Genomic DNA, 24,852 nt, shown 5'->3' with positions numbered 1-24,852 from the left:
CCTTAGTTAGCTTTATGTAATGCACGGGATTTTTCAATCTCATATTCCAGTTCGGGATCGATGTTTTGAGCTTCCACCTTTTTAGCTTTCTCTGCCAGATCTTCTTTATGGGCCTGCAGGTATTCCAGTTTCTCTTTACCGTATGAAAAGCGGGTGATCAGTACAAACAATACCGGCACAATGAAAATAGCCAGTGTTGATGCCGCTATCATACCGCCTAATACAGTGAAACCTATAGTCCTGCGGGCTACCGCGCCTGCCCCTGTTGCCAGCACCAACGGCAGTACGCCCAGAACAAATGCAAGAGAGGTCATGATGATCGGTCGTAAACGCAGGCTTACCGCTTCAAGCGTTGATTTGATGAGTTCCTCGCCCATATCAACCCTCACCTTGGCAAACTCTACAATCAGGATGGCGTTTTTAGCCGCAAGCCCGATGAGCGTGATCAACCCGATTTGCGCGTACACGTTATTGGTTAAGCTTGGCACCAGTACCAATGCCAAGATAGCTCCCATGGCCCCTATCGGCACGGCCAAAAGTACAGAGAACGGTACCGACCAGCTTTCATACAAGGCGGCCAAAAACAGGAATACAAAGGTGATGGAAAACAGGAAAATGTAAATTGTTGTTGAGCCGGCTTTGATCTCTTCGTAGCTCAGGCCCGAAAACTCATAATCGTAGCCTTCAGGTAAAGTGCGCTTTGCCAATTCCTGCATGGCAGCAATGGCCTCGCCACTACTGTGCCCTTCGGCCGCCGATCCGTCAACCTCGGCCGTGCGGAAGATGTTGAAGTGTGAAATAAGCGGCGGCGCATCAACAGGTTTATAGCTCATCAATGTACCCAGGGGCACCATATCGCCAGCCTGGTTACGCACATAGTATTTATCCATATTGGCAACTACTTTCCTGAACGCGGTATCTGCCTGCACTACTACGTGGAAGGTGCGGTTGTAGGTGGTAAAATCGTTGATATACAAGCTTCCCATGTAGGCTTGTATTGTTGTAAACACATCTGCCACGTTCACACCCAGCTTTTCACATTTTTCCCGATCAACCGTTAAACTGTAGTTTGGGGTGTGTGAAGTATAAAAGGTGAAGGCTTTTGATATTACCGGGTTTTTATTGGCCTCAGTCACAAATTTATCAACCACTTTTTGAAAGTCCTGCAAATTATCTGTCGAGCTGCGCTGTTCTATCTGTAAGCTAAAACCCACAGTTGTACCAATACCCGGTAATGGCGAAGGTTGGATAACTTCTACATTGGCATCCCGTATCCCGGCATCGGTAATCCGCTTTTGCAACTCGCCTATGATGCCCGGTACCTGTTCGGTTGTTTTACTGCGCTCATCCCAGGGTGCAAGCTGGCAATAAATGGTGCCGTTATTGGAGTTACTGGCGTTGGTTACCACGTTTAAGCCCGATAGCGCCGCGTAATGTGCCACGCCCGGTGTTGAGCCGATAACCTTCATCAGTTTCGACATCACCTCAACCGACCGCGCTGTGGAAGATGCAGGCGGCAACTGGAACGTTACGTACAAATTGCCGTCATCCTCTGATGGAATAAATCCCGATGGTTTATGCTGAAACAAAAAGAACGTAGCTACGCAAATACATACCAACAGGATCACAATAAAACGGGACGCCTTGATGCTTTTCTTTACACCTTCGGTATACCTGTCCGTTACCCGTTGAAACCAGCTGTTGAATTTGAAAAACAACTTGTTGATGCCCTTTGCATCCACGTCAATATGTGATGGCTTTAATAACAGGGTACACAATGCCGGTGTTAACGACAGGGCAATAAACGCTGATATGATCACCGAGATAGCAATGGTAATAGCAAACTGTTGGTATAAACGCCCAACAATGCCGGGGATGAAACCTACAGGTACAAACACCGCCGCCAATATCAGCGCGATAGCAATTACCGGTGCAGATATATCTTTCATGGCCTGGTAGGTTGCCTCTTTGGCCGACATGCCTTCATGATCAATGTAATGCTGCACTGCCTCCACCACAATAATGGCATCATCAACTACAATACCTATCGCCAGTACAAACCCAAACATGGTTAAGGTATTGATAGTAAAACCCAGCGGTATAAAAAAGCAAAACGTACCAAAGATGGATACCGGGATAGCCAATACAGGAATTAATGTAGACCGCCAGTTTTGCAGGAACAGGAATACCACCACGGCCACCAGGCCCAGCGTTTTCAATAACGTCCCCACCACGTCTTCCATAGAAACTTTCACCACCGTAACCGATTCAAACGGAACCCGGTATTGCACATCAGAAGGAAAGTTTGTTTTTAATTTGGCAAGGGCGGCGTATACGCCATTGGCCGTTTCAAGCGCGTTGCTGCCCGGTGCCTGGTAAATTTGAAGGTAGGATGCCTTATGCCCATCAACAAAGGAGTTACTGGAGAAGGTGAACTTGCCCAACTCAACCCGTGCAACATCTTTCAAATAAACCAGCTGCCCGGTAGCCGGGATGGTTTTTACAATCACCTTTTCAAATTCTGATACTTTGCTCAACCGCCCATTCACCAGGATGCCCAGCTCATAGGTTTGGCTGGAAGCCTGGGGCGGAACACCTGCAGTACCCGCTGCTACCTGCACGTTTTGGGCGTTGAGCGCGGCAATTACATCAGATGGGGTTAAACTGTAAGCAGCCATTTTATCCGGATTCATCCAGATGCGCATACTAAAATCATCCGTAAAGCGGTTAATGCTGCCTACGCCCGGCACACGCAATAGCGCGTCCTGTATAAATATATTGGTATAGTTATCTAAAAAGGTGATGTTGTGTGTGCCTTTGGGCGCGTAAATAGCCACCATCATCAGCATGCTTGGGTTTACAGCGCGTACAGTTAGCCCAAGCCTGCTTACTACGGCAGGCAACAACGGGGTAGCAATACTAACCCTGTTTTGAACATCAAGCGCAGCAACATCTATATCCGTACCCATTTTAAAGGTTACGTTCATCCTCATTTGCCCGTTATTGGTATTATTGCTTTGCATGTATTCCATGCCCGGCGTTCCATTCACCTGCTCTTCAATGGGTGTGGCTACGGTTTGTTCAACCGTTTGCGCATCGGCACCGGTAAACTGGCCGTTAACCTGCACAATAGGCGGCGTAATATCGGGGTACTGATCTATCGGCAACATGAGGATACTCACGGTACCGGTAATGATCAATACAATAGATATCACGATGGCCGTTACAGGTCTTTTTATAAAAGTATTAGCGATCATAGGATGTCTTCGTCTAAAATTTTTTGTTTGTGTTTTAACGTTACCACTAACGGGCTTTACCACCGGCAGATGGCCCTACCTTATTGGCAGTGGTTATTTTTGAGCCATCGTGCAGCAATTGCACGCCGTCAACAATAACACGTTCACCATCGTCGATACCACTTTTGATGATCATGTTGGGGCCAATGGTTTCGCCAACCTGTACCTTTTTCTGAAATGCCATCAGTTTTTTGATCTTGTTTTTGGCAGAATCGGCACCTGCTTTCGGGTTATTCATCAGGCTATCTTTGGCGGTGTACACAAAGTATTCGCCCATTTGCTCAACAACCGCTTTGCCCGGCACCACTATTTGCGGCCCCGGCTCCTGGTTGTGTACCCGTACCACGCAACTCATGCCTACCCTTAACATCCCTTTAGGATTGGGGAACACCAGCCTTATGGTAATCGCTCCCGTTTGTGAGTTTACTGCCCTATCAATAACAGCTATTTTACCGTTCACCGGGTAAAGCGAGTTATCCGCCAGTAAAATGGTGAAAAGCGAATCGGTTGGCTCATGCTTGCTTTGCTGCAGGCGCTCAAATTTTGGCAACTGCTTTTCGTTGATCACAAAATCAACCGCCATAGGGTCATTAGTTGATATGGTATTTAGCACGGTAGTTCCTGCTGTAACCACATTACCCAATTTTACCTGGCTAAAGCCAATAGTACCATCAAAGGGGGCGTATACCTCCGCGTAGTTTAAATTGGTCTTAGCGGTTTTCACAGCCTGATCTGCCGATTTTACCTGGCTTTTAGCATTATCAAGGGTGATGATGGCATGGTCATAAAGCTGCTTGGCCACAGCGTTATATTTATTCAGATACTCATAGCGGTCGGCATCCTGCTGGGCTTGCAAAAGGGTGCCTTCAGTAACTTTACGATTGGCTACAGCGGCATCATAACTGTCCTGGTAAATCCGCCTGTCAATTTCATATAACTTTTGCCCTTTTTTCACCTCGGTTCCTTCGGTAAAAAATATGCCTGTAATAGCTCCCTGTACTTGAGGCAGCAAGGTTACCTGGCTAAGGGCCGCCGTTGTAGATGGGTACTTATCATAATACAAAACCCGTTGTGCTTTCACCTTATACAGGTTTACGGGTACTTCGTTATTTTCGGGCGGTTGCTTTTTTTTGCAGGCGGCAAAAATTACGATACTTATAAAAATGGCATTTAAAAATACGCGCTTCATGGAGTTTGTTTTTAGTATTAATAGGTGATATCTCCCATCGCTTTCTCCAGGTCAATTTTGCTTGATAGCAGCTGGAAAAGCGAGTTAGTGTAATTGATTTCGGCCGTGATCAGGTTTGATTCCGCGGTGATCACATTAAGATAAGCTACGATGCCCTGCTTGTATTGCAGGTTTACAACGAAGTAAACACGCCGGGCCATAGCCACATTTTTGCGTTGAACATTAAAACTGAACAGGTTACTTTTGTAACCGGCCAGCCCCGTGGTATATTCCTTATACAGTTGCGATTTTAGGTCGACCTCATCCCAATGGATCAGTTGCTCCTGTAATTGCGATTTGTGTACATTATGCACCCTTGCAAACCCAGTAAATATGGGGATGCTAAGCGATACACCTACAATGGAGCTGGGGTACGATTTTGATAGCAGGTTTGAAAAATTGTTATTAGCATATTGCAAGCTGTAATTAAAAAACCCGGACACAGTTGGCAGGTAAGCATACTTGTAATAATTGGTAAGCTGTTGCTGCAAATCCTTTCGGGTTTCAACCTGGCGGTACTCAATGCGCTTTTCGTATTGTAACTGGCGTGTAGTATCAATTTGAATATCGGCCATCATTTGGGCGGTATCAATACTCACATTAAAATCCTTTTCTGGTTCGTAACCCATTAGCTGTTTTAAGGCCGTGTATTGTGGGATGATGTTTTCATTGGCCTGCTTTAACTGGGCCACTGAATTATTAAGGGTAATGGTGGCCTGCAGGTAATCGGTTTCATCCACAATGCCGCCTTTGTATTGGTGATAGGTATCGCGCAGGTTTTTACCAAGCCGGGCAGTATCTTCCTTTAAAACATTGATTTGCTGCAGGGTGAGCAGCACATTATAAAATGATTTGCTCACTGCCGAAACCAAATATATTTTGGTACTATCGGTAACCTGTTGCGCCTGCTTTACTAACAAGGGTGCGCTTTTAGCCGCATATAACAGACCTGGACTTAAAATGGCCTGCGATACCGCCAACTCCGGGATAAAGGTATTGGTGTAGCTGCTACGAACCGTATTAGTAGAGCCGGTACCCGTGGTTGTGCCGGTATTGGTAGAAATATTTGCATTAGACTGCTGTATATAGTGTACAACATTGCCATTGGCGTTAATCTGCGGCAACCAGGCTGCCAGATTGATGCTGTTGGTAGTGTGAGCAATATCTACATTGATCAGGGCTTTGTTTAAAGCCGGCTGATGTACCAAAGCGTAATCAATACATTGTTTGAGTGTTAAATACTCCCCGCCGTTTTTTCCTGCATCGGTAGCGTTAGGCATTATGGGGAAACCGACGGTACTGGTGTCAGGTACATTTTCAGGTACAGGAAATTGCTTCTTCTTATTATTTTGCGCGGCAGCGGTTAATGATAAAGAAAGTAAGCCTGCAAATAAAAACGGCCTTAAGCCATAAATATTTATTGGTATGCGCGTCATGGCAAAACAGGTTGATGTTATGATGAATGACGTTTAACAGTCATTCTGATTAAAATTTTTAAGAAGAAAATGGAATTTGAGATCCCCGAGAATCTAATGGCCGGTAAAAGGCAATGAGATCGACGCAACATTTACTGAAGCAGTTAAGTAACCGACCAGTAAATTCAAAAGACGAGTAAACTCAAATCCTGAGCGTGCGCAGGTTGAGATAAGAAGAGGGCGTATGGGAATATACCGCAGCCAAAGTGCCATCCGGCCTTTTTGCAGGGATCAAAGCTGCGCCCCCAATAAGCAGGAACGCGAAAAACAGGACCAGGATCTTGGTGGGGGTTGTTAAATCCTTTCTACTTTCAAAAGAATAAAAGCTCCTTTGAAACTGAACCCGCGGTAAGTTGCTATTACTGTTTTTATGAAGAAAATCTATGGCAGAAGACGAGTGCGGTGCCCTCGCATCATTTTGTCGCGGGAGGTAAGCAATATGAACCAAACCAATAACCTGGTATATCACTAAAAGCGATAGTACTATATATTGCTGTATGGTTTGCTTATACCTTTTCACTTTAGTTGCGTGATTTAACTAAGGCAAAAATAGTCCATCGCGCTAAAATGTTTTGTAATGATTTGGATACATTATTTGGGGCCTTGTGTTGGTAACGGTGCGTATGTAGAAAGTACCGTAGGTTTCAAATCCTGAGGCGTTTTTGACATGTAGTGAAATTTGAAATAACGTTTCCATAATTCCAGCTATGCAAACGTTATTCCAATCATTTCGTTATTTCGCCGTTGTTATTACAATATTTCTGTAATCAATCGGCCCATGATCTCCCTGGATCAATATCGGGCCGGGATCGCCTTCCTGGCTGTTTATCGCCCCGCCGGTTATGCCGGGGATTACCTGATCACAGATTACAGTTTTTCCGTTAGCTATAATGGTTATCATTCTGCCAACCAATGTAATATCATAATATTGCCACTCACCGGGATTTTTCGCCATCATTTTATTTGGCGGCAGGAAACCATAGATTGAGCTGAACTGGTTATTGATAGGCTCAGGGTCGCCACTTTTTGTATCGATGATCTGTAATTCATACCTGCCTCTCAGGTAAACGCCGCTGTTGCTTCCCTGCGGGTACCTAAATTCAATATGTAATTTAAAATCAGTAAAATTTCTATCTGTTATCAGGTTAGCTCCCGAATGAGGGCTTCTCAAAATCCCACCCTCCGCAATCCATTGATTCTTGCCATCGGTATGCCACCCCTTAACATCTTTTCCATTAAACAATTTCACTGGCGCACCCCAAACCGGGCTTTTAGACCTGATAAGTAGTGGCGCACGGACGCCCGTAAATTCATAGGTCACGCCATCAGTATAAACCATGGTGCCTTTGATTTTATCGCCGCTAACTTCAAATTGAAAATCCATGTTCCTGTTCCCTTCTTCCCATTGCGGAGGAATAGAAAAGCTATATTTACCATCATTAGGTTTAACTTCTGAAATAGGGCGTGCGCTTCCAAAAGCATACACAAAACGCCCAATCAGCGTATGGGTACCTGATTTTTGCACCTCTAACCAGGAAGGTAAACTTTTACCAGCTTTGCTGATAGTGAGATCCCACCGGCCAATCACATCGGGGTCTTTCGTTGGTTCTATTTCACGAGCAGATACCTTAATTACAGAAAAAACAAATAAGAACAGGACAATTTGAATCTGAAAAAAACGGCAAATTGCCTTGTTGCTGAACATTGATAAGTTTTTCATATTTTATTTTAACATTTTTTTGTTCCAAACTCTCATATACACTTGCGATGACAGATTGAAAGGTACTTTTTTTATTTTTCTTTATCTAAAAAATTATCTGATTAGTACTTTCTATGACCTATATCCCACTGACATTAAAAATTCACGTTAGGATTGCTGGTAAATCAGCAAACAGCTCGACACATATTTGTTCTGTTTAGGCTTGCGCCGTTTAGAAGTTTGGGCACTTTGCTTTGCCAGCCCGGCAATGACCAGCACGACTGGTTTTAGTTTTTATCGGCGTGACCTATGAAGTACCCAATGATCAATACGATAAGGAGCAGCGCCCAGTAGATATATTGCCGTGTTTGCAGGGCATTGATCTTTTTCTGAAGATTGCTGATTTCCGTTTGGTTAGCCAGTTTTTCATTTTGCAGCCGAAGGTTCTGTTGTTGCAATTTGGCCAGTGTACCACCAACTTCAACCGGCTTTTGCTGCGCTAATTGGTAGCGCCGCGTAAAGCCACCTTCTTTGAGGAATTTTTCTCCCTTTGGCTTTAAAATGAGTTTCTCAGGAAGTTCATAATCCCCGTGTTTGCCCGATTCGGCAATCAGGCCTTCCCTGGTCAGCGCCTGTACCATGGCAAAAGCCGAGGCTTCATCCTGATCAAAAAGTGCCAGCAATTGCACGCGCGTAAGGCTGTCTGGTATGCCGAACGCCTCCAGCAGGGTATCCAGCATTTCGCATTCATATTCGTTCAGGTCTGTCATTACCGCTAATTTAGCAATATCTCCTTTACTACTAAATAGATTCAGAATCTATTTAGTAGTATTTCAAAGTCAGTTTACCACCAACCGGCAGTATTTTTGAAAATCAGTCTGTTTTATTATTTTCTAACCAAAGCCTCGCCTTCAAAAACTACCCCCGGCCATCCATGAGCCATAAACTGCCTGATATTTTGATGATCCGTTGCCTGGGGATGAGCCAATACCGCCCGGTAATGTTCTGCAAATAAGTAAAGGGTATCTGCTGCACTTAAGTGATGAAGTTGGGCGAAAGCGAAAACCTTCGCGCTGCCTTGATTTTGCGTCGCCTCATTATAAACATCTCCATTATTAAATGCGGTAGGTTGATGTTGGTAGTAGGTATCTATAAATCCAATAACTTCATTAAACATCATTGAATTTTCTTTCAGGGCTTTAATTACATTAAGCAGTTCTTCTTTCATTTAGTATTATTTTTTGTCGAAAATAAAATTAAAAAGCCAGTTCTCCATAAACCCAATGTTTTCGATTTATCAGGAATTTCCAGAGCCCTTAAATATTAACAGTGATACTTTTGATGTTCATTACCCTGAAACCTTTTAACAAATCGCCGATGTGTTAAAAAGTTTCAGGACCAATTTTAAATCAAAAAGCTTGTTACTCGTAAAAATTTCCTTAAATTGTTCAATACTAAAAACTAAAACACCGATTTCATTTTATATAAGCGGACCAATAAGTATACGACGTAACTAATGTGCCATTTTTTTTGCAGACGTGAGAAATAAACCAGATCCGTTGCACCACAGGAATGGCTCAGAATCCGCGTTAAACGTGCCGGCTATAAGGAATGGATCAAGACTTGTGACCCTCAATTGTGGTAGTAAGCTCAAAAATGGAACAGTTACCGTCTCCCTGGTAAAGCGCCCCCAGACTTAAATCAGATCAGACGTTAATTGTACGAGATATTAAAGAAATAAGCTGTTTATCTATAAACCGGAAAACAACAGCCAATGCCATTTAATAACAACGTCATGAGAATAATTACTATTAAGCTTATTATGAAGCTAACAGGAATTTCTTTTTTACTGATTTTTGCTTTGCAACTTGCTTCAAATGCCCAAGTAAAAACCGATTCTGGTAATGTTTACCCGCTTTCATTACAACAGGCTATCAATATCTCAAAAAGTAATAATAATTTGGTTAAGGCCGCTCAAAGTGAAGAAAGCGCCAGTTATTCCGATCTGAAGGATGCGAAGAATAATGCGTTTCCATCCATTTTTGCCGGTGCCAATTATCAACGTTACACAAGTCTTACTTTATATCACGGACTTAACCCTGCTAAATCTGTACCCAAATACCCAACCTCCAATGGAGCCGATGCAAGTTTATCCGCTAATTTTAATCTTTATGCTGGCGGCCGTCAAAAAGCCTATGAAGCTGAGCAAAGCGGCAAAAAAGACCTCGCGACTGTAAATACACAGGAACAAACCGGCAATGTTGGTTTGCAGGTGGTATCTCAATATCTTGATATGGTAAGGTTAAATGACCAGAAGAGATTTATCAAAGAACAGGTGGTTCGCGCCGAAACCCGTTTAAGAAATATCACAGCCTTATATAACAACCAAAAAGTAACCAGGAGTGACGTGTTGCGTGCCTAACTGAATTTATCGGCGGTGAAGCTCAACCTTGAACAAGCCGAAAATGATTTGGAAATAGCCAATCAAAAATTAAACGTATTGCTCAGTTTATCCGACTCTACCAAAGTAGTTCCCCTGGATTCGGCTGCTATGCCAAAGCCGGCTACCGAAAGCTTAATACCTATAGTATTGGGGGCCTCAAAAGATGCCTATGCCATACGCAAAGCCAATGAGAATATCAAAATTCAGGATGCCCGGATCAGGGAGGTAAAAAGTGGCTTTTCTCCTACCTTGTCATTGTATTCTGCATACGGCATCAATTATCCTAATAATATATTCTACCCTCCTGTTGACCAGGCTTACTCAATTGGTTTTGTAGGAGTGCGGGTTCAGTACAATATATCATCCACTTACCAAAACAAGTACAAAACAGCCGCGAGCCGTATCAGGTTGCAAGAGCTGCAATATATTAAGCAGAACATCAACGATAACGTACGCCAGGAGGCCGCGAGTTTGCTCATTAAATACAAGGAAGCGCTTAACCGCATTACCGTCACCGAAAAATCAATAGAACAGGCAAGGGTTAATTATAAAATAATAAGCGCCAAATATTTTAATCAGCTGGCCTTACTTACTGATCTGCTTGATGCCGACAATTTATACGAAGAAACACGCTATAACCTGGTACAGGCGCAAACCAGCGCACAGTTTATTTATTACAGGCTATTATATACATCAGGAAACCTATAAAAACTCACCAATCCCAACAAAATTATATGTCATGGAAACTTCAGCAAATAAAAAGCGTCATCCGGGAAATTTAATTTTATCCATACTGGCTTTATTAGTTGTGATTGCAGCCGTTGTATACTTTATCAATTATTTTTTAACCGGGAGCAGGTATCTCGAAACGAATGATGCCCAGGTAGAATCATACATCAATCCGGTATCTGCAAGAGTAGGCGGCTTTATTAAAAGCGTTCGCTTCAATGAACACCAGTTAGTTAAAGCAGGCGATACCCTGGTAGTATTGGACGACAGGGAATACCGTCAGCGTGTAATAGAAGCCGAAGCCGCAGTAGATGATGCCCATGCGCAACTTGGTGTGCTAACCGCAAGCATAGCATCGGCACAAACAAGTACATTGGTGAATAAGGATCAGATAGCCGGCGCAAAGGCCCGCCTTGTATTGCAGCAAAAAGATATTAAACGCTATAAAACCCTGATGAAAGAAGAAGCCATTACCGGCGCCGATCTGGAATCTGTTCAATCACGCTATGACGTTTCTTTAAGCGATTATAGTGCCAGTCAAAACAACCTTAAAACCAGTTATGCTAAAATAACCGAGTTGCAATCACGTAAATCTCTGCTGGCTGCGGACTTAAAAAGAAAGACGGCTGAGCTGGAGCTTGCACGTATTAATTTAGATTATACGATCATTACCGCTCCGTATGCAGGTCGTTTAGGGCGTAAAACTATATTGGAAGGCCAGCAGATACAGCCGGGACAGCCGCTGGTATCCATAGTAAACGAAAAAGATAAATGGGTTACAGCCAACTTTAAGGAAACAGAAGTATACGGCATGTACGTAGGACAGCCAGTTGAAATAAGTGTTGACGCTATTGATGATAAAGTTTATAAAGGTGAAATTGAAGCCATCTCCGCATCAACAGGTGCAAAATTCTCGTTACTGCCTCCCGATAATGCCACTGGTAACTTTGTAAAAATTGTTCAGCGTGTGCCTGTAAAAATCAGATTTATTGATACCAATGTAACACCGGTAAAAGCGGGCATGAACGTTTTAGTGTCTGTTAAAAAGAAAACAATATGAACACGCCAACTTATTTTAAGCCCTGGCTGGCCAGCTGGAACCTTGGGGGTATCATCGTATTGTTTATTATACTGCTTTCAGGAGTGGTACAGTTTGCAGCACTTGGCTTTAGCCAAAATTATGTTATCGCTTACTTAGGAGCACAACCAGAAGATATCACTTTTGCCATACAATTAACTTATATAGGCATTATAGTAACGCTGCCTGTTCAATTCAGGTTTTTAAGATTCTTTGAAATAAGAGATTATCTCACCATAAATATATTTATTGGTATCATACTCAGCATTGTTTGTATTTATACTACCAATATCACCCTGTTTTTTATCATCAGGTTTTTACAAGGCGTCATGATCTGTATACTCTCGGGTAGTATATTGGTTTTAATCCCCAGCTTTTTAAAACCAGAATATCGCCAGGCTGTAGGGCCAACCGTTTTTTATGGTACAGTGTTAAGCAGCAGTGTGCTAATTGGCATTGTGGCTGCCAATATATCACTCAATGCCGATTTTAAAATCATATATAATTACCTCATCATATTCCAGGTGTTTGTTTTAATTTTGATAAGAGTAGTATTGAACGCAAAATCCAATATTAAACCTTACCCTTTATATCAAATAGACTGGACAGGTGTGGTGTTTTTTATTACCGGTGCAGTAGCTTTTGCTTACACCATTATTTACGGGTCAAAGTACTATTGGTTTTCGGACCCTCGAATTAATCTTTCTGCTTTTATTACAGTAATAGCCTCCATAGCTTACCTGGTACGCGAATCGATAGTAAAAAGGCCACATGCCGATATCACTGTTTTTAAATATAGAAATTTTTGGATAGGGTTAATACTCCTTGCCATATACTATGGATCAAAGGAAACTATAAATATCATTTTTGGTTATACTGCATCTGTATTGCAATGGAGTCCAATTGAAGTGGCCATGCTGGGTTTAAGTAATATCGCAGGTTTAATAATATTCATGGTAATTTCGGCAGTCATTCTGGTGCGTCACAAAAATACGGCTATGTATTTTTTAATGGCTGGTTTTGGCATGTTACTATTATACCAGTTATGGATGTACTTTATATTTACACCCGACTTGTCATTTTTAGACCTGGTGATGCCAATGTTTTTCCAGGGCGCAGCTTCAGGGTTGTTATTTGTGCCCATTATGATATTTACTTTGAGTTCAATACCTGTTACAGCCGGTGTAACCGGGCTTGCAGCTGCCGCTTTTACCCGTTTTGCTTCCTTGCTTAATGCAGGTGCAGGTTTTTATAACATCCAGCTTTACTACAACCAGTTATATAAAGAAAGCTTTTTAAATCACTTGACTGGTGTTGACCAGCAGGTATCTGAAAGACTGGCAGCTTTCAAACAGCTATTCCTGTCAAAAGGATTTAGTGCCGATCAGGCTGCTGCTGCCGCTAATATATCATTAGCCAAAGCGTTAGCCATCCAAAGCCAGCTCTTAACCAACCGGGCCTCTTTCATGTTTATTGCGATAATAGTAGCAATAATACTGGTACTGGTAGTTCTGGTATTTATATATCAAACATATACTAAAAGGAACCAGTTATACCTGGCGGTTTAATATAAGAGAGTGGGATAATACTATTTATTACGACTGGCCAATCATTCTGATTGCAAGGATCAAGCTTTATACGACAAGGTCAATAGCTCCTGAATTTGCATGCTTAAATTCAAGCCTTCTCTTTAACAAGGTAAACAGGCGGAAGTGACAATTCCTGCGGAGCAGTGATATCAACGTTTCGTTTGAATCCATAGCTTTCGAAAAAATCCAAATAAGGATTATTTTCGTATTCGCTCATCCAAATCACTTGCTGCATAGTTGATATCGAAAGGCATTTTTCAAATAGCGATTTGCTAATTAAAGGATCGTTATATTTAGCTAACACACCAAAATCAGCTATTCTTACTAAAGTTTTGTTGTCAAAAAAGTGGGGCCTTTCTCCTTTGGATGTTACCCTGGCATAGCCAGCAGGTTCATCGTCTGCGTAAACGATCAAGTACTGATTGGACATACTATTTAGTTCTACCATCAGTGCATCTTTATTAAAATTAACATCGATGTAATCTTCAAGCTCCTGATCAGGAATCTTTCCGGCAAACTTTTCTCTTGCGGTTGCCGCGGTCAGAAAAAACAAGGCATTGATGCCCTCTTTCAGTTCCGATGGTGAATTTTGTTACGATTTTAGTTGCCATTTTAATTTTATTTAGATGTTTTAATCCGGTTAGGTAGATATCTAACGCTACTAAACTGCTATTAATATTCTCTTCGAATCTTTAACCATCAGTCTTTTCGGCATTTGTACCTGAGTACCATATATATTTCCGGGAACATTACTCTCCGCCTCTTTTATCCGATTCTTTATTTAACAGACGAGAGCGCTCATCGGACAAACATCATATAACCCTAACCAATACCTAACACTTCTGTAGTGTATAACCGTATTTTTCCCGCCAGTTCTGCATCCTTCGCCAAATTTTTCCCGTAGGATGGTATCATATTTTTTAATTTCATTTGCCAGGCTTCGCTTTGCACCTGGGATGTAAAACAGCGTTCAATAAGATCGAGCATAATGGAAACCGACGTTGAAGCACCGGGCGAAGCGCCCAACAAAGCCGCGATACTCCCATCCCGGGACACGACGACTTCTGTACCAAATTCCAGGACACCGCCGTGCGTAGGGTGCTTTTTAATTACCTGAACACGCTGGCCGGCAACTTCAAGCTTCCAATCGGTTAATTTTGCCTCCGGATAATAATTTTTCAACGCCGCAAGGCGGTCATCAGGAGATTGTTTTACCTGATTGATGAGGTACCTTGTCAGCGGAATATTATCCAGGCCCGCCCTCACTAACGGGTATATATTATTCCATTTTATTGATTTAAATAAATCCAGGAATGAGCCTTTTTTGAGAAATTTAGTAGAGAATCCAGCGTATGGACCAAATAGCAATTTGCGTTGGCCGTTGATAAGCCTGCTATCCAAATGAGGCACCGACATCGGCGGGGAGCCTACTTCAGCCTTCCCATATACTTTCACCGTGTGCTGTTGAATTACTGATGGATTATCACAAACCAACCACTCACCGCTAACGGGAAATCCACCGAAACCCTTACTTTCAGGAATGCCTGATTTTTGCAACAGCGGCAGTGAACCACCTCCTGCACCGATGAAAACAAATTTACTTAGGAAAAGTTTATTAGCTCCGGTCTTTCGATCCTTAACGGTAATGAGCCAATTAGCATTACGGCGTTCAATTTCTGTAACCTCGCTATTCAAACTCAATTTAACTCCGTTTTGTGCCGTTAAAGATTCGATTAAATTGTTGGTAAGGGCGCCGAAATTCATATCCGTTCCCAGATCCATCTTGGTAGCAGCAACTTTCTCATCATCGTCACGACCGCCCATAACCAACGGTATCCATTCTCTTAAAAGAGCAGGATCTTCGCAATACTTCATTTTATTAAAAAAATGATGCCCGGTTAAGGCTTCATAACGGGCCTTCAGGAAATTTACATTGTTTGAACCCCAAACAAAACTCATATGCGGCACTTTCCTGATAAATTCTTCAGGTGAATTTATTAATCCACTTTCTATCAGAAACGACCAGAATTGCTTCGAGATTTCAAATTGCTCGGCTATTTTAATTGCCTTTGTGATATCCACCGACCCATCTGTTTGTTGGGGGGTATAGTTCAGTTCGCAAAACGCGGAATGTCCCGTGCCCGCATTATTCATGGCAACAGAGCTTTCTGCACCAACTTCATCAAGACGTTCAATTATATCAATTGTAAGACCAGGCTGTAGATTTTTGAGCATCGTACCCAAAGTAGCACTCATAATACCCGCGCCAATCAAAACGACGTCTGTCAGCGGGATCATAGATTTGGCATTTTTCATAAAAATAATAGGTAGATGACGAGTTGCTTATACTTTGCACACCTGGAGAAAAATTCCCTTAAATTAAAGTTTATCTAACGCCTGTAAAGTCCAGTTAAAATACAAGTAATATACTATAAATCAACTAGATAAAAGCAAATAAAATCGTCTTTAACTCCAACTATCAGCCCGTTTCTACTTTTTTGTTCATACAAAGTTAAGCGCATATGTTTCGCGGTAGCGTACCTAAAACGCCAAATATTTGATGATTCCAGCCAACCCCGGTTTCTTACTTTGAGATGATATTGTAAGGGCTTTTATCAAATTATTAATAGCCGCGTTCAGGCACCAAAACTACCATGTTAGCAAGCTGATCATCAATGGCGACACAGCAGGCTAATACAGGCCTTTTATAATCCCTTTCTTTATTGGTCATTTCAACTAAACAGGTTCCGCAGCTCCCCATACCACAACATAACCCAAAGCCGGAAACTTGTAACACATCTGAAATCAAGACCATAAGGCTATAATAACCGTTCCGTTTGGTGCGGATGATGTGATCTTCACCTTGAAAATGAAGCGTAAAAATTATCGTTGATTCTTCTGTTATCATAGCTCCTCATTGAGGATTAGTTTTCAATATATTTTTATCCTTCACGGCTTTCAGCTAAATAAATACATTCTTAGCCTGGAACCGCATCCTCATTCAAAAAAGATAAAGGCGCCATCATTTTTCGCAATAAAGATAAACCATCCGGTATTTTTATGTTTGATACCTTTTATTTATCCGACTTGTCTGCTTTCAAATAAACTTTGACTGGATTAGTAATTAGTTTATCTAAAGACCACATTAACTTTGCTGCGAATTTCCACAACGAATGTTTATATCAATCCAATGCAACCAACGTTAACTGATCTTATTGCCAAAGACCTAACGGTTATTTTTTGCGGAATTAATCCTGGCTTAAAATCCGCGTGGGACGGTCATCACTTTTCCGGGCGAAGCAACCGTTTTTGGAAGACTTTGCACCAGGCCGGTTTTACACCCAACGAAATTGAACCTTTAAATGACGCAACTATCCTCGATTTCGGTTATGGCCTCACTACTGCTGTGGAAAGAGCAACGGCCCGTGCTGACGAGCTTTCAAGAGATGAGTTTGATAATTCCATCGAAGCCTTCAAAACCAAAATGGTGCATTTCCAACCGAAATATATCGCGTTCCTGGGCAAACCGGCCTACATAGCCTTTTCCGGGAAAAAGCAAATTCCATGGGGCCATCAACCCGAAGATTTTTGTGGGGCGAAAGTTTGGGTACTACCTAACCCGAGTGGCTTAAACCGGGGATTTACCCTTAATGACCTTATTATCCATTACCGGGAATTATACCTGGCTATTCAATAAAAGCGGGCTACAGTTTACCGATATAGAATTGGTAAACATCTTATTTTCAATTACAAAAGAGTTGTGAGATTTAATGGTTTTTTTTGCGCTTACACTTTTAATAAAGTATTTTTAACTATTTAGAAAATAGGGTAGCAAAATAAATTCCGACGGAGATATTTCTGATACTTGACCGCCAATATCCAATGGTTGTGTGAAACGATTTTTTAAATATTGACTAACTGGAAGGAATGAGTAATAAACTGCAGTATGAAAGTCATATCCGTGAATGTAGGTCAGCCACGAGAGATTCCGTGGCGGGGCCAAATGGTTAGAACGTCTGTATATAAAACGCCTGTTGCCGGACGTGTTCGTGTAAGAAAACTCAATTTTGACGGGGACGCTCAGGCAGACCTTATCGGACATGGCGGCGAGCATCGTGCCGTTATGGTTTATCAGGCTGAATCATATCAGTATTGGAGTGACACCCTTCAACGTAAAGATTTTGTTTATGGTCAATTTGGCGAAAACCTTACCGTAGAGGATATGGCCGATAATGAGGTTTGCATTGGCGACCGTTTTCGGATTGGTTCAGCAATTTTCGAGGTCACTCAGCCCCGAGTTACCTGTTGGCGAGTGGGCATAAGTACTGGCGTTCCGGAAATGCCCGCCTTGCTTGTTAAACACAAACGGCCGGGGTTTTATTTCCGTGTGATCCAGGAAGGAGAAGTTGGTGCGGGGGATGTGATAGAAAAGATTGCGGATGGGGATGAAAAAATGACCGTCGCTGAAATTGACGGGTTGCTTTATTTAAAAGACCATCCGGAAGATAAACTGCAAAGGGCTTTAAGAATTCCTGCGCTTAGTCAAGCCTGGAATGGATCTTTCCGAGATTTGCTGGACGCTGCTTCGAAAGGTTCGGTTAAAGGAAATGCCGGGTTGAGCGGGCAGGCCGTTGAACCGCTCGCTTGGACAGGTTTCCGGCCATTCGTTGTACATCGTACACGCATGGAATGTAAAGGAGTGCGCTCCTTTGAGTTGAGTGCAGAAGATGGCACCCCAATGCCTGCTTTTTTACCAGGGCAGCACATCGCAGTCCGGGTACATCCTACAAAAGACGGCATTCCGCTGATACGTATGTATTCTATTTGCGGACCACAGGACGCGCCCTGTTTACGCATTGCAGTAAAGCGGGAAGTTAACGGCGCGGGCGGCATTTATATGCATGAACAGGTACACGATGGTGATATTTTGGAAATCAGTGCACCACGCGGAACCTTTACTTTGTCTGAAGGTAAGGAGCCGTTGGTACTCCTGAGCGCTGGAGTAGGTGTTACACCTTTATTAAGCATCCTGCACCAGGTTGCCGGTCGGGATTCAACTCGGGAACTTTGGTGGATCCATTCCTGCCGGAATGGAGATTATGAAGCGTTCGGCGAAGAAGTAAGGTCCCTTGGATTGCAGTTAACCGCATTTCACCGCGTGGTAGTATACAGTTCTCCTAATGATGGTGAAGCTTGCGGGGTTCACTACGATATCAAAGGTCATCTTGATTTACAGCAATTACAAGCGATGCAACTGCCTGTGGAAAGTGAGTGTTACTTGTGCGGGCCGCCAACATATCTCCATAATATCACAGCCGCATTGAACGACATTGGAATAGCCGACAAAAAAATCAAATTCGAGCTATTTGGAAGTTCCTCAGAACCTGTGGCCGAAGGCGGAAAACTCCCTCACCCACCGTCAGATAACACCGGGCAAGGCCCGCTCGTTACTTTCAGTAAAAGTAAAATTTCTTTTCGGTGGCATCCCCGCTTCGGCAGTTTACTGGAAGCCGCAGAGGCTTGTGACATTCCTGTGCAGTGGTCATGCCGCATGGGCGTATGTCATCGTTGTGAAACGGGTATCATCGATGGAGACGTTACTTATTCGCCAGACCCTCTTGACCTTCCGGCAGATGGAAACGTGCTGATTTGTTGCTCTGTTCCAACAAGCCCCGTCGACCTTGATTTGTAATTAAAAAACAGGAAGAGAAATTTTAAGTTGAGATATTAATTTTGAACTAAACCAGGGAACTCGTCACTGCGAGATGATCTGAGGGACGGGTTTTGGTAACCTGGTAGAACGTGTTACTAAATGATGATAAACTTTGGTAGCCGCATAAAAAGGCTACATCAGCTAATGAGTGTTCATTTGCAACAATAAGCTGGAACGCTTTCGCCATTCTTAGCAGTTTCAAATATTGCAGAAAAGAAACATTCAGGGTTGATTGAAAAAATCTGGACAAGGTTCTTTCACTAATTCCAAACCTTATGCTTATGCTTCGCAAAGTATGGCTTTCAGAAAGATTATCTTCCATATATGCCATTATTTTCAACATCCGTTCATTTTCTGTAAACGGTAAAGCAACCGAAAGAATTTGATTACTCACCTGCGGCAAGATGTTTTTTATACTTTGTAAAAAAGCAAATCGTTCATCGCCCGGTAAGATATGCTCATTCCATTGTTCAGTGAATTTGATCATTTGAAAAAGAAGATCACTTATAGGATAAATCCCCACTTTGGTATAAAATTCATTTTGCGAATCGCCGTTGGTATGAAAAAACAATGTCCTGCACTTAGTTGCCGAATGGCCTATTGTCATGGTATGTTCCACCCCGGCCGGAATCCAAAAATAATGCCGTGCAGGTATAACGAAAAGTTTATCCCGGAATCTTATATATCCCAGACCGCCTTCTACATACGTTAACTGATTTTTGGAATGTTTATGAAACGGAATATACTTTTCACATTTTTCATGCATCACAAATATTGAATCATGGCATAATTCAATTTCCTCAAGAGAAGCTACTAAACTCATTTTATTTATTTCATCTAATTTCCGAATTATCCCCTATTTACCCGTCATATAGCTGTAAAACAATTAAAGCAACTGTTTATTTATCTCAATTCACTATCCACATGCCCCTCCCAATTGCGCCTGTGGCTGGAATCATAAAAACTTTGACTATTTCTGAAATGAGATACCAGACTGGGTAGTCTAAATTTGTATTTAACGTTGAAAAGCAAAGAAGCACTTAGATAAGAATAGGCCAATTCAGCGAAATTAAGGCATAAACAGACCATTTCAAATGATAGTATACCCACAAAGTCAAAAAGCAGAACGTTTTAAACAACTTTATGAAAGCGCTGTCATTTCTATTGTCCCAAACTCCCGGAATATCGGCCCGGCAAAAATTTTATCTCAGGAAAATTACCGGGCATTGGCAACATCCGGCGCTGGGCTTCCCCATGCAAGACAACTGCATAGTGACCGAGTCTAAAAGGTGATGTGTTGACAATTGATGATAATGTTATATAAGACTTAAACGGGCCGTTAGTCTCAACAAATTCAATAATATCGACGATCAGCAAGCTGTCTCATTTACGCCGGCTTCTTGTGTTTTCACATCACCCAAATTCAGATAAAAACAAAACCAGGAATTTATGAATGTCCCCTATTTCTGATAGGGATTAAATTATATACACGTATTCAAATAATACAAAAATCCTACAAAATGGAAACTGCACAACAGAAAAAAGTAACAGAAATATCAACAAGTGAAACAAGGCAAGTATCTGGATCAGTCGCTATATTAGAAGCCTTGGTTGCCGAAGGTGTTGATGTTATTTTCGGTGTACCGGGAGGTGCAACAATCGCGATATATGATGCGCTATTCGATTATAGCGAAAAGCTTGAACACATTTTGGTTCGGCACGAGCAGGGTGCAATTCATGCCAGCCAGGGATATGCCCGCACATCTGGAAAAGTTGGAGTAGCCATTGCAACAAGTGGCCCCGGTGCAACAAACATGGTAACAGGTATTGCCGACGCCATGATTGATAGCACTCCGGTGGTTTGTATAACCGGGCAGGTTTACGCTCACCTTTTAGGCACAGATGCTTTTCAGGAGACCGATATCATCAATATGTCTACGCCGATAACCAAGTGGAATTACCAGATAACAGATGCTAAGGAAATTCCATCTGTTTTAGCTAAAGCCTTTTACATTGCGCGCAGCGGGCGTCCGGGTCCTGTGTTGATTGACATCACCAAGAATGCGCAGTTGCAAATATTTGATTATAACGGTTACACTAAATGTAATCACATACGTAGTTACCGGCCAAAGCCAACCGTGCGCATTACATACGTTGAGCAAGCTGCCGAATTAATTAATCAGGCCAAAAGGCCAATGGTGCTATTAGGTCAGGGTGTAATTTTAGGCCAGGCCGAGGCAGAATTTAAACACTTTATCGAAAAGTCTGGTATTCCTTATGCGTGGACCGTTTTAGGCGCCGGTGCAATTCCATCCGATCATCCGCTTAACGTGGGAATGCTGGGCATGCACGGCAACTATGCGCCAAATATGTTAACCAACGAATGCGACGTGCTAATTGCCATTGGAATGCGTTTTGACGACAGGGTTACAGGCCGGTTAGACAAATATGCCAAACAGGCAAAAGTGGTGCACCTTGATATTGATCCGTCTGAAATTGATAAGAATGTAAAATCAACCGTACCGGTTTGGGGCGATTGCAAGGAAACTTTGCCAATGCTGACTGCTTTAATTGAGCAGAAGGAACATACTGAATGGCTGGCGAGGTTCCAGGCATACTACCAGGAAGAACTTAATGAAGTTATCTACCCCGAATTAAACCCTACCTCAGCAGAAATAACCATGGGTGAAGTAATACGACACCTGAATGATCTTACTAAAGGCGAAGCGGTTATTGTAACGGATGTTGGTCAGAATCAAATGGTGGCCAGTCGTTATACTAAACTCAACAAAACCCGCAGTAATGTAACCAGCGGCGGTTTAGGTACAATGGGTTTTGCTTTGCCCGCCGCAATTGGGGCAAAATACGGTGCACCCGAAAGAACTGTAATAACAATCGCCGGGGATGGGGGCTTTCAAATGACGTTGCAGGAATTAGGCACCATTATGCAAAACAAGATAGATGTTAAAATCATCATTTTAAATAATCGCTTTTTAGGAATGATACGCCAGTGGCAGGAGTTATTTAACGATAGCAGATATTCGTTTTCAGATCTCGAGAGTCCGGATTTTGTGACTTTAGCAGCCTCTTACCGAATTGCGGGAAAGCGTGTATCTGATCGCCAGGAATTACCACAAGCCTTAAATGAGATGATAAATAGCAAAGGCTCATTTTTATTGGAAGTAATGGTAACAAAAGAAAATAATGTTTTTCCGATGGTGGCGCAGGGATGCAGCTTAAGTGAAATAAGGCTTAAATAATCATATGAAAAACGAAGAAACAAATAAGCAGGAATTCAATATCACTGTATACTCAAAAAACCACGTGGGATTGTTAACCCAAATAGCCACGATGTTTACGCGAAGGAAAATAAATATCGAAAGCCTGAATACATCACCATCTGAGGTTTCCGGTATCCATCGCTTTCATATCCTGATTTCAGAAACGGAGGAAGTTATCGGCAAACTTGTACGCCACCTGGAAAAACTGACAGAGGTCCTCAAGGTATACTATCACTCCAATGATGAAGTGATCTGGCAGGAAATGGCATTGTATAAGATGTCAACAAATATTATTAAAGAACATTTAAACGTTGAAAGGTTATTGCGGATGCATGGAGCAAGAGTAGTGGTGATTCGAAAGGATTATACAGTATTTGAGGTTACCGGGCACAGAGAGGAAACCAATAATTTAATAACAATTTTACAACCCTACGGCTTGATTGAGTTTGTACGGAGTGCAAGGGTAGCTATTATAAAAAACAGCAATGGTTTTAATAGCAAGCTAAAACAGTTTGAAAGATTAGATCCATTAACTGATATGGTACCTGAACACTTTTTAAATGAAGTAACAACCAGCGAAATAGTTGTTTAGAGGATAATGATTGAAATGTATCTACCCTGTCATTGGGGTAGATCATTCAATCATGCAACCTAAAGTTTTTAATTTTCCGGGCATCCGCCGGGGAATAGCGTCCATTTTTATGAGCGCAGCAGAGGCTTATAAATCTTTTAAAGGCATCATCAGGCGTTTATTCCAATGGACAACCGTCTTGCCAATAGCAGGAATAACGAAGATGAGGACAGCAACAACCAGTGACACAATTGCAAAGATCATAAACAATGCCCGGTTTGTTAACAATTGGCTTTGCTGCGTGAGGTTTTGCCATACAGCACCATTTGCCAGGCTTGATGCCTGTTCAGATGTGAATCCTTTTGAAGTATAAAGAGACCGGTAGGTAGTTAAACGTACAATCAGATTTTGGTTATCCGACGTCAGGTAACCAAGAAATCCCTCTTTAAAATATTGATTAAAGTACAATTGCAGATTATAAAATCCGGCGAATGAATTTGCAGTGGCGGTAAAACGTGTACAGGCAGCTATTACCAAACCTGTAGTACCTGTATATGCGGGCGCTGATGAAAGTACAAATATCATAATAGGAACAAACAAAAGGCCTGAAGCAGCACCCTGTACAAATACCGGCAACAACAAATCGGCGAAGGATAAATCAGGTGTTAATAAAAAGCTCATCCAGATATTGAATGCCCCCATCAGCACAAACCCTGTTACCAAAAGCACTTTAATAGTAACTTTTTTGGCGAGCATCAGTCGGATAGAGAAAATCAATAAACCTACCATCCCCACTATATTGCACAGGCCTAATGTAATAACCTGAAGCGCACTCCATTTAAGTACTCCGCCTGCATAGCCATAAATCAGGTTCACACTGTCTTTACAGCCGTAATAAACAGCAAGCAAACAAACCCCCATTACAAAATTTCGTATTTTAAATACACTAAGATGCACCACCGGCCGTTTAACGATGCTTTGCCTGTACAAAAACAACGATGCCCCAATCACCGTGGCAATAGCACTATACTGTATACGCGGAGCGGCAAACCAATAATATTTGGAGCCATAAATGATGGTGTAAGCCAGCGCAAGAGCGCTGAAAGGAAATATGACCATTCCACTCCAATCAATCTGATACAGGGGATAGCGCTTGTGCACCGTCTTCCGCTTTAACATCAGTAAGGTAATAGTCAGCGTCAACAACTGGAACACGATCAGGTAATAATATGTTATCTTCCAATCCGCAGACTCTACAACCACGCTGGCAAGCAAACCAATCAATACGGTGTTGCTAAGCAGCGTTCCATAAAATACAGCGGGAGCTATAGTTTGCACCCGCTCTGCAGGCAAACGCGAAAACACCAGCAACAGTCCAAATACAATGACATTGCCTGTTACAATCCCTTGCAGAAACCGGATAACAAGAAATAAATTAATATCATGGCAGTGCAAACAGGCGAAATTCAACATAATGGCTACCATCATGCTGCCCAATAAATAGCTTCGGGTTTGAAAGTATTTGAAAAAACGAAATTGCACCGGTAAAACAGTAATAATACCAGCATATGTTGACAATACAGCAAACCCAATATCCTCGGGCTGTGCACCAAGATAGGCAACCATATAATTCTGCGTGAGCACGAACATACCCAACTGCACCAGGCCCGACAGTAAAATCATGAATAACGCAATACGTACTCCCCAATGCCAGCCTGTTATCCAATCTTTAAAATATACCGATTTCATG

Annotated in this window: 20 protein-coding genes; 8 read left to right on the top strand and 12 right to left on the bottom strand. The window is 42.3% G+C overall.

Annotation, left to right across the window (positions count from 1 at the left end):
* Nucleotides 1–2 precede the first annotated feature (2 nt).
* The 7 genes from AC1D0K_RS06170 to AC1D0K_RS06140 form a co-directional block, all read right to left on the bottom strand.
* A complete protein-coding gene (locus AC1D0K_RS06170) occupies nt 3–3,257 on the bottom strand; it encodes an efflux RND transporter permease subunit (RefSeq protein ID WP_477393342.1) in 3,255 nt (1,084 codons plus the stop codon).
* 46 nt (nt 3,258–3,303) lie between these two features.
* A complete protein-coding gene (locus AC1D0K_RS06165; RefSeq protein WP_477393344.1) occupies nt 3,304–4,485 on the bottom strand; it encodes an efflux RND transporter periplasmic adaptor subunit in 1,182 nt (393 codons plus the stop codon).
* A gap of 17 nt (nt 4,486–4,502) precedes the next feature.
* A complete protein-coding gene (locus AC1D0K_RS06160) occupies nt 4,503–5,960 on the bottom strand; it encodes a TolC family protein (RefSeq protein ID WP_477393346.1) in 1,458 nt (485 codons plus the stop codon).
* Between the two features lie 181 nt (nt 5,961–6,141).
* Nucleotides 6,142–6,519, bottom strand: coding sequence for a hypothetical protein (locus tag AC1D0K_RS06155; RefSeq protein ID WP_295711847.1), 378 nt, complete (start codon nt 6,517–6,519; stop codon nt 6,142–6,144).
* Between the two features lie 213 nt (nt 6,520–6,732).
* Nucleotides 6,733–7,719, bottom strand: coding sequence for a 3-keto-disaccharide hydrolase (locus AC1D0K_RS06150; protein WP_477393349.1), 987 nt, complete (start codon nt 7,717–7,719; stop codon nt 6,733–6,735).
* Between the two features lie 266 nt (nt 7,720–7,985).
* Nucleotides 7,986–8,468, bottom strand: a complete 483-nt coding sequence (locus AC1D0K_RS06145) for a hypothetical protein (protein WP_295711843.1) — start codon at nt 8,466–8,468, stop codon at nt 7,986–7,988.
* A 116-nt stretch (nt 8,469–8,584) separates the two neighbouring features.
* Nucleotides 8,585–8,926 (bottom strand): HopJ type III effector protein, encoded by a 342-nt coding sequence (locus AC1D0K_RS06140; protein WP_477393352.1) that lies wholly within the window; start codon nt 8,924–8,926, stop codon nt 8,585–8,587.
* Nucleotides 8,927–9,493: 567 nt separating this feature from the next.
* On the opposite strand from AC1D0K_RS06140, the gene AC1D0K_RS06135 reads away from it, so the two are divergent.
* The 4 genes from AC1D0K_RS06135 to AC1D0K_RS06120 are packed head-to-tail and all read left to right on the top strand — an operon-like array spanning nt 9,494 to nt 13,516.
* Complete coding sequence (locus AC1D0K_RS06135) at nt 9,494–10,120, top strand: TolC family protein (protein WP_477393354.1); 627 nt, start codon at nt 9,494–9,496, stop codon at nt 10,118–10,120.
* A 15-nt stretch (nt 10,121–10,135) separates the two neighbouring features.
* Nucleotides 10,136–10,849 (top strand): TolC family protein, encoded by a 714-nt coding sequence (locus AC1D0K_RS06130; RefSeq protein WP_477393356.1) that lies wholly within the window; start codon nt 10,136–10,138, stop codon nt 10,847–10,849.
* 31 nt (nt 10,850–10,880) lie between these two features.
* Nucleotides 10,881–11,930 (top strand): HlyD family secretion protein, encoded by a 1,050-nt coding sequence (locus AC1D0K_RS06125; protein WP_477393358.1) that lies wholly within the window; start codon nt 10,881–10,883, stop codon nt 11,928–11,930.
* Nucleotides 11,927–13,516: an efflux MFS transporter permease gene (locus AC1D0K_RS06120; protein WP_477393360.1), complete on the top strand. Its 1,590-nt coding sequence runs from the start codon at nt 11,927–11,929 to the stop codon at nt 13,514–13,516. The genes AC1D0K_RS06125 and AC1D0K_RS06120 overlap by 4 nt, the downstream gene beginning before the upstream one ends.
* 109 nt (nt 13,517–13,625) lie before the next feature.
* Here AC1D0K_RS06120 and AC1D0K_RS06115 read toward each other — a convergent pair whose 3' ends face one another.
* The 3 genes from AC1D0K_RS06115 to AC1D0K_RS06105 all read right to left on the bottom strand — a co-directional run bounded on the left by AC1D0K_RS06115 (nt 13,626) and on the right by AC1D0K_RS06105 (nt 16,445).
* Nucleotides 13,626–14,090, bottom strand: a complete 465-nt coding sequence (locus AC1D0K_RS06115; RefSeq protein ID WP_477393362.1) for an N-acetyltransferase — start codon at nt 14,088–14,090, stop codon at nt 13,626–13,628.
* A 269-nt stretch (nt 14,091–14,359) separates the two neighbouring features.
* The gene (mqo, locus tag AC1D0K_RS06110; RefSeq protein WP_477393364.1) at nt 14,360–15,853 is read right to left on the bottom strand and encodes a malate dehydrogenase (quinone); all 1,494 of its coding nucleotides are present in this window, start codon (nt 15,851–15,853) and stop codon (nt 14,360–14,362) included.
* Between the two features lie 307 nt (nt 15,854–16,160).
* Entirely contained in the window at nt 16,161–16,445 is a 285-nt protein-coding gene (locus AC1D0K_RS06105; protein ID WP_477393366.1) for a 2Fe-2S iron-sulfur cluster-binding protein, read from the bottom strand.
* 282 nt (nt 16,446–16,727) lie between these two features.
* Here AC1D0K_RS06105 and mug point away from each other — a divergent pair, with 282 nt between their 5' ends.
* Together mug and AC1D0K_RS06095 are read left to right on the top strand one after the other, a co-directional pair.
* Complete coding sequence (gene mug, locus AC1D0K_RS06100) at nt 16,728–17,234, top strand: G/U mismatch-specific DNA glycosylase (RefSeq protein ID WP_477393368.1); 507 nt, start codon at nt 16,728–16,730, stop codon at nt 17,232–17,234.
* Between the two features lie 249 nt (nt 17,235–17,483).
* On the top strand, nt 17,484–19,229 hold the full coding sequence (locus AC1D0K_RS06095) for an MOSC domain-containing protein (protein WP_477393370.1): 1,746 nt from the start codon (nt 17,484–17,486) through the stop codon (nt 19,227–19,229).
* Nucleotides 19,230–19,275: 46 nt separating this feature from the next.
* Here AC1D0K_RS06095 and AC1D0K_RS06090 read toward each other — a convergent pair whose 3' ends face one another.
* Complete coding sequence (locus AC1D0K_RS06090) at nt 19,276–20,073, bottom strand: helix-turn-helix domain-containing protein (RefSeq protein ID WP_477393372.1); 798 nt, start codon at nt 20,071–20,073, stop codon at nt 19,276–19,278.
* A gap of 697 nt (nt 20,074–20,770) precedes the next feature.
* On the opposite strand from AC1D0K_RS06090, the gene ilvB reads away from it, so the two are divergent.
* Together ilvB and ilvN are read left to right on the top strand one after the other, a co-directional pair.
* The gene (gene ilvB, locus AC1D0K_RS06085; protein ID WP_477393374.1) at nt 20,771–22,510 is read left to right on the top strand and encodes a biosynthetic-type acetolactate synthase large subunit; all 1,740 of its coding nucleotides are present in this window, start codon (nt 20,771–20,773) and stop codon (nt 22,508–22,510) included.
* 4 nt (nt 22,511–22,514) lie between these two features.
* Nucleotides 22,515–23,123, top strand: a complete 609-nt coding sequence (gene ilvN / locus AC1D0K_RS06080) for an acetolactate synthase small subunit (RefSeq protein WP_477393376.1) — start codon at nt 22,515–22,517, stop codon at nt 23,121–23,123.
* A 126-nt stretch (nt 23,124–23,249) separates the two neighbouring features.
* Here ilvN and AC1D0K_RS06075 read toward each other — a convergent pair whose 3' ends face one another.
* Complete coding sequence (locus tag AC1D0K_RS06075; protein ID WP_477393378.1) at nt 23,250–24,851, bottom strand: MFS transporter; 1,602 nt, start codon at nt 24,849–24,851, stop codon at nt 23,250–23,252.
* Between the last annotated feature and the right edge of the window lies 1 nt (nt 24,852).

Source organism: Mucilaginibacter sp. P1_A3, assembly GCF_056406855.1.
This window is presented reverse-complemented; position numbering and strand designations above follow the sequence as displayed.

What these genes read in the sequence shown, in the direction of transcription:
- AC1D0K_RS06170 (WP_477393342.1), bottom strand. Translation starts at nt 3,257, where the DNA reads ATGATCGCTAATACTTTTATAAAAAGACCTGTAACGGCCATCGTGATA.
- AC1D0K_RS06165 (WP_477393344.1), bottom strand. Translation starts at nt 4,485, where the DNA reads ATGAAGCGCGTATTTTTAAATGCCATTTTTATAAGTATCGTAATTTTT.
- AC1D0K_RS06160 (WP_477393346.1), bottom strand. Translation starts at nt 5,960, where the DNA reads ATGACGCGCATACCAATAAATATTTATGGCTTAAGGCCGTTTTTATTT.
- AC1D0K_RS06150 (WP_477393349.1), bottom strand. Translation starts at nt 7,719, where the DNA reads ATGAAAAACTTATCAATGTTCAGCAACAAGGCAATTTGCCGTTTTTTT.
- AC1D0K_RS06145 (WP_295711843.1), bottom strand. Translation starts at nt 8,468, where the DNA reads ATGACAGACCTGAACGAATATGAATGCGAAATGCTGGATACCCTGCTG.
- AC1D0K_RS06140 (WP_477393352.1), bottom strand. Translation starts at nt 8,926, where the DNA reads ATGAAAGAAGAACTGCTTAATGTAATTAAAGCCCTGAAAGAAAATTCA.
- AC1D0K_RS06135 (WP_477393354.1), top strand. Translation starts at nt 9,494, where the DNA reads ATGAGAATAATTACTATTAAGCTTATTATGAAGCTAACAGGAATTTCT.
- AC1D0K_RS06125 (WP_477393358.1), top strand. Translation starts at nt 10,881, where the DNA reads ATGGAAACTTCAGCAAATAAAAAGCGTCATCCGGGAAATTTAATTTTA.
- AC1D0K_RS06120 (WP_477393360.1), top strand. Translation starts at nt 11,927, where the DNA reads ATGAACACGCCAACTTATTTTAAGCCCTGGCTGGCCAGCTGGAACCTT.
- mqo (WP_477393364.1), bottom strand. Translation starts at nt 15,853, where the DNA reads ATGAAAAATGCCAAATCTATGATCCCGCTGACAGACGTCGTTTTGATT.
- AC1D0K_RS06105 (WP_477393366.1), bottom strand. Translation starts at nt 16,445, where the DNA reads ATGATAACAGAAGAATCAACGATAATTTTTACGCTTCATTTTCAAGGT.
- mug (WP_477393368.1), top strand. Translation starts at nt 16,728, where the DNA reads ATGCAACCAACGTTAACTGATCTTATTGCCAAAGACCTAACGGTTATT.
- AC1D0K_RS06095 (WP_477393370.1), top strand. Translation starts at nt 17,484, where the DNA reads ATGAAAGTCATATCCGTGAATGTAGGTCAGCCACGAGAGATTCCGTGG.
- AC1D0K_RS06090 (WP_477393372.1), bottom strand. Translation starts at nt 20,073, where the DNA reads ATGAGTTTAGTAGCTTCTCTTGAGGAAATTGAATTATGCCATGATTCA.
- ilvB (WP_477393374.1), top strand. Translation starts at nt 20,771, where the DNA reads ATGGAAACTGCACAACAGAAAAAAGTAACAGAAATATCAACAAGTGAA.
- ilvN (WP_477393376.1), top strand. Translation starts at nt 22,515, where the DNA reads ATGAAAAACGAAGAAACAAATAAGCAGGAATTCAATATCACTGTATAC.
- AC1D0K_RS06075 (WP_477393378.1), bottom strand. Translation starts at nt 24,851, where the DNA reads ATGAAATCGGTATATTTTAAAGATTGGATAACAGGCTGGCATTGGGGA.